This is a genomic window from Acinetobacter stercoris, assembly GCF_900323515.1.
In the GTDB taxonomy this organism is placed as follows: domain Bacteria; phylum Pseudomonadota; class Gammaproteobacteria; order Pseudomonadales; family Moraxellaceae; genus Acinetobacter; species Acinetobacter stercoris.
Map to the genome: position 1 here is coordinate 1 of NZ_OOGT01000236.1, position 5,633 is coordinate 5,633.

General features: G+C 36.6%; 6 protein-coding genes. 3 read left to right on the top strand and 3 right to left on the bottom strand.

Features of this window, described 5'->3' with window-relative positions; all coding sequences use genetic code 11:
• Nucleotides 1–948: ribonuclease Z (locus KPC_RS17400; protein ID WP_121975606.1), on the bottom strand; the 948-nt coding region annotated here is incomplete at its 3' end.
• Nucleotides 949–1,090: 142 nt separating this feature from the next.
• Here KPC_RS17400 and rtcR point away from each other — a divergent pair.
• The gene (rtcR, locus tag KPC_RS17405) at nucleotides 1,091–2,686 is read left to right on the top strand and encodes an RNA repair transcriptional activator RtcR (RefSeq protein ID WP_121975607.1); all 1,596 of its coding nucleotides are present in this window, start codon (nucleotides 1,091–1,093) and stop codon (nucleotides 2,684–2,686) included.
• A gap of 25 nt (nucleotides 2,687–2,711) precedes the next feature.
• Here the strand turns inward: rtcR and KPC_RS17410 are convergent, their stop codons facing one another.
• On the bottom strand, nucleotides 2,712–3,344 hold the full coding sequence (locus KPC_RS17410) for an alpha/beta hydrolase (RefSeq protein ID WP_121975608.1): 633 nt from the start codon (nucleotides 3,342–3,344) through the stop codon (nucleotides 2,712–2,714).
• Nucleotides 3,345–3,466: 122 nt separating this feature from the next.
• On the opposite strand from KPC_RS17410, the gene yaaA reads away from it, so the two are divergent.
• Complete coding sequence (yaaA, locus tag KPC_RS17415) at nucleotides 3,467–4,246, top strand: peroxide stress protein YaaA (RefSeq protein WP_121975609.1); 780 nt, start codon at nucleotides 3,467–3,469, stop codon at nucleotides 4,244–4,246.
• A 24-nt stretch (nucleotides 4,247–4,270) separates the two neighbouring features.
• Nucleotides 4,271–4,900, top strand: coding sequence for an HD domain-containing protein (locus KPC_RS17420; protein ID WP_121975610.1), 630 nt, complete (start codon nucleotides 4,271–4,273; stop codon nucleotides 4,898–4,900).
• Nucleotides 4,901–4,932: 32 nt separating this feature from the next.
• Here the strand turns inward: KPC_RS17420 and KPC_RS20480 are convergent.
• Nucleotides 4,933–5,633 (bottom strand): hypothetical protein (locus tag KPC_RS20480; protein WP_121975611.1); only part of this gene is annotated, 701 nt, incomplete at its 5' end.

Here is a 5,633-nt window from a genome sequence, read left to right on the forward strand (position 1 = left end):
TATTAAAACAGCAGAAGCATCAAGTTGATATTGATCAAAGTCATTTGCAATAAAGAAATGACCCCGATAAAACTCAGCAATTTCATCATGAATCGTTTGTATTCCTTGCTTATCATGATAGCGAGGGCTTAAGTGGGTTGCGATCAGGTTGGGTAAGCTTGTAGATTCGGCAAACTCAGCCAACATTTTTGCTGAACAATGCATAGGGCTTTTACCCACTTTATCTAACACTGCTTGAGTGTATGTTGTTTCATGAATCAGTACATTTGCAGTTTTACATGCGTCACTCAAAAGCTCTGGCATATCATTATCACCTGCAATAATTGCCTGAACTTGCTGAATTGAGGTTTGCACATAATCCTGGCTTAAAAATATTTGTTTATTCCATTCAATATCATTTCCTTGTTGCAAAGTCCCCCATGCTTTACCTTTAGGTAAACCTTGCTCTTTTAATGTTTCAATATCTAATTTCTTTTGAACATGTTGTGCTGTAATGATAAAAGCGTAGCTTGGAACACGGTGATGCAGGCTAACGCACTGTATGGATAAATATTCATCTATATGAAAAGCTTGATTTAAGATATCTTTGACATCAATAAACTGAATCGGATAAGGAAGATAAAGCTCAGTCAGTTTTGCTGTCACCTCTAACCAGGTTTGAATTTCCTTTGGTGCAATGATGATCAGATTTTCTTTACGGCTATTCATGCCTGCACTTGCAAGTAAGCCCATCAAACCATAACAATGATCACCATGTACATGTGTAATGCATATCACTTTTAGATGTTGTAATGATAATTTAGCCTGTAGGATTTGATGTTGGGTTCCTTCACCGGCATCGATCAACATCCAGTCTCTATTCTTGGTATTTTTTATTGCAAGCCCTGAAACATTTCGGCTCAAAGATGGCACACCAGATGAAGTGCCTAGAAAAGTAAACAAAAGCATATTTTTTTGCTATTGATAAACGTTTCCACGATTTTAGAGTTTCTGTACTCAAACGTCTAGCAGCTAATTTTGATCAATAACTTTCCTTGGTATGGGGAGTTCAGATAGAATTTATATGAATATATAAAATTTTATAGAAAATATGCAAAAATCTAAAAAAACAGTTGTGATTGGTTTTGTAGGTTCGACCCTAGATCAGGGACGTAAACCAGATCGTTGGCAACGCTGGCGTCCAAGTATGAGTTTGCTCATGCATGATGATCTGATTATAGATGAAATGTTGCTTTTACATGATAAACGCAATACCAATTTATTTAATGGTTTAAAAGAAGATGCTTTTGAAATTTCACCAGATACCCAGCTAACAGGGGTAAAAGTGAATATCCGTGATCCATGGGATTTTTCGGATATGTACGGTGCTTTATATGATTTTGTCAAAAGCTATGATTTTGATACTGAGCATCATGATTATTTGCTGCATATCACTACAGGCACACATGTAGCACAGATTTGCTGGTATTTACTTGTAGATGCTAAATACCTACCTGCAAAGCTGATTCAAAGTTCACCTACAGGTAAACAACAGCCCGAAGGTGAATACAGGATTATTGATCTGGATTTGTCTCGCTATGCAGCCTTAACACAGCGATTTGAACAAGAAAAAAATGAACATTGGCAAAAACTTAAAGCCAATATTGCGACTCAAAATAAAGGGTTTAATCAGCTGATTCAAGAGGTTGAAATAGTTGCGACACGTTCTGATGCACCTATATTGATTATGGGGGCAACAGGTGTTGGGAAGTCGCATCTGGCGAAGCAGATCTATGCTCTAAAAAAAGAAAAGTTTCATTTAACTGGTCGTTTTGTGGATGTGAACTGCGCGACTCTGTTAGGTGATAGTGCGATGTCTACTTTATTTGGCCATAATAAAGGTGCATTTACTGGTGCTGTTTCAGCACGTACGGGGCTTTTGAAAAGTGCAGATGCAGGGATTTTATTTTTGGATGAAATAGGTGAGTTAGGGCTCGATGAACAGGCAATGCTCTTGAAGGCTCTGGAAGATAAATCATTTTTCCCTGTAGGTGCAGACCATGAAGTTAATGCTGATTTTCAGTTGATTGCTGGAACAAACAAAGATTTGCGGGAAGAGGTATGTGCTGGTCGTTTTAGGGAAGATTTATGGGCGAGATTAAATACATGGACTTTCTTTTTACCAAGTTTGAAAGACCGTATTGAAGATATTGCACCAAATGTGGAATTTGAATTACAGCGATTTTCCAATACACATCAAAGACAGCTACGTTTTCATAGTGATGCTTTGGTAAATTATCTTAATTTTGCAAAATCAAAAGATGCGACATGGCAGGGTAACTTTCGTGATCTCGCTGCCAGTGTTACACGAATGGCGACTTTGACAGAAGGCTCTTATATTGGTTTAAAGGAAGTAAATGCTGAAATTCAACGTTTACAAAAGATCTGGAATGTGGGGAATCAGGCAAAAGAGTTTCCTATTTTGAATGAAATATTAAGTGAAGATCAACTTGATAAAATAGATGAATTTGATCGTATTCAGTTGAATGGGGTCATTGAAATCTGCCGGCAATCAAAATCAATGGCGGATGCTGGACGTAAACTTTTTGCTGTATCCAGAACGGAACGTCAAAGTAGCAATGATAGTGACAGGGTTAAAAAATATTTGGCTAAATTTGGGCTAAATTGGAATGATCTTCATCCTTGAAAATCATGAATAATGTGTAAAATGACTATTCAACCAGTAAGAATCGTGAGATTGCGATACGAAGTTGTTTTAAATACCCAGTAAAGAAATGATTTGCACCAGGTAGAACCGTAATGATATGTCGTTGTGGTTTTGCCCAGGCAATGACGTCAGATAAAAGGGTTGTTGGATCTGCTTCACCATGCACAAATAAAATATCGCCCTTAATTGCAGGTGTTTCATAATGGCGAATACCATCAACTGTTGCTGTTGGTAAGCCACATAGAATCAATTGTTTTGGTTTGAGTTCATCCGGGAGTGCATGATAACTTTTAGCCATAACATGGGCACCAAAGCTAAAGCCACCCGCATAAAATAATAAACCTTTATGTAGTTCCCGAACGTATTTAATGACTTCCAAGGTATCTTCAGTTTCACCAAAGCCTTCATCATGTATGCCTGCGCTTTCTCCAGAACCACGAAAGCTAGGGCGATAGACGATTAACCCTTGTTCTACGAATATTTGAGCGAGTAAAGCTGGAACTTTATGTTGGGGAGTACCACCTTGGAGAGGGTGAGGGTGGCAAACAACAGCAAAACCTTTGACTTCGCCCTGTGGATAGTCGACAAAAACTTCAATTTTGCCCACAGGACCTTGAATGAACATTTGTTCGGACATAATTTAAACGAATACTGGCGGGGATAGCATAGTTTACCGATAATGCTCAACAAAAACATGAATTGGCATTAAAATAAGTCTACTGATATAGTCTGATTAATTATTTTTTGACCAGGTGGCACATGTTAGCCTTAATTTCCCCCGCTAAGACTCTCGATTATGAATCTACATTACCAACTGAATTTCACACTTTACCAAGATTGCTAGATCAATCACAACTGCTTATAGACGTAAGTCGTAAGTTATCTGCTTCACAAATCGCCAATCTGATGAGTGTGAGTGAAAAAATCGCCAATCTGAATGTAGAGCGTTTTCGAGACTGGAATGCAGATTTTAATTTTTCAAATGCCCGCCAAGCACTTTTTGCATTCAAAGGTGATGTATATACAGGTCTTGATGCTTATCATTTGAGCGATCAGGATTTTAAATTTGCTCAACAGCATTTACGTATGCTGTCTGGTTTATATGGATTGCTACGTCCGATGGATTTGATGATGCCATATCGTCTGGAAATGGGCACAAAACTAGAGAATCCTCGAGGTCATAATCTTTATGAGTTTTGGGGCGATATTATTAGTGATTTGATCAATGAGGATCTGGAACAGGCTGGCTCAAAGATACTGGTCAATATTGCTTCTGATGAATATTATAAGTCTGTTAAGGAAAGCAGGATCAAGGCTGATATTATCAAGCCAGTGTTTCTGGATCAAAAAAATGGTAAATATAAAGTCATTAGCTTTTATGCTAAAAAAGCGAGGGGATTAATGGCGCGCTTTATCATTCAAAATCAGCTTTCTAAAATTGATGATTTAAAAGCATTTAATCTGGAAGGATATTATTTTGATCAAGCGAGCTCACTTGCCGGAGAGTTGGTTTTCAAGCGAGATGAACAAACAGTTTAATCAACAATAGCTTAGGTGTTTCCAATGCATGATGATCTGTATAAATTTAAAATGTATTGGGAACATTTTGCGCGACAATATTTAGATCAAATTCAAAGTCGGCAAATATTGAATATACTGCTTGAAGCCCATACCGAATCGCAGCGTTCATATCATACTTGTCAGCATATTGTAGAGTGTTTAGAGCTTTTTACCCAGATTAAAAATCATATTGATGATGTGGTTTCATTGGAACTTGCTATCTGGTTTCATGATGTAATTTACAATCCACAAGCACATGATAATGAAGAACAAAGTGCTGATTTAATGAAGTTGTTATGTCGGAATGCTTTTGGAAAGGATGTAATTGAAAAAAAAGTCTATGGCTGGATTATTGCAACTAAACAACATGCACTTTCACAAGAAAAAGACCTTAATTATTTACTTGATATTGATCTTGCAATTCTAGGTGCTTCACCGAAGAGATTTGCTGAATATGAAGCACAGATTCGTCAGGAATATATCCGGGTTGATCGTGAGATTTATCAAGTGAAAAGGCGAGATGCATTAAAGTCGTTTTATCAAATGCAGCCTTTATACCAGACTGCATTCTTTAATGATAAATTTGAGCAACACGCGAAAAGAAATTTACAGAACGTAATTGAAATTAGATAACTTATAAATCCGAATATATCTGGTTGTAAGGGTTATTTTTCACCTAAATACAAATCATTTAATTTGATTGTTCTTAAAAATGATGCTTCTGGCATGTTTTTATAAGGTGTTTTTTTTAATTGCTTTTGAATAATAGATAATATGATAGGATCCCATTGAGTATCCTTTTTTATATCACTAGCCCATTGATATTCAGGCCAATTTTTTTGTTTGGAGATGGTGGATGAGGAGTGTTTTAGATCTTCTAAAAATTTACTGACAAAATTTATGCCTCTCCATTGGTTATCTTTAAAAACATCAGAACCATTGATATATTTACGCTGCATAATATCGGGAGAGAAAATAAGACGATCATCTTGATTTAGGATAAATAACCTATGCCAAAGTTGGTTGTAAGGGTTTCTTAAAATTTGTGAATCAAGCTTAACCTTGTTTTGAGGTAAGGCAATTGTTTGTTTAGGGTCTTCTGGATCTTTTTTCAAGGCTCTCTCAGACCAGTTTGCTAGACTTTCTAGATACCAACTATTTTTAAACTGAGCATAACCATACTCATAGAGATGAAATAACTCGTGTGTGACTGTTGTCCAGTAGTTGCCTGGGAAATTATTCAAATTATTTGAGATAAAAATAATCAGTGAGCAGGGCATAGACTGTGTTTTGGAGAGATAGCTATACTGGGACGAGCTTTCAAAAGCGAGTCCATTACCATTTAATTTTTTAATAAAAATACTAA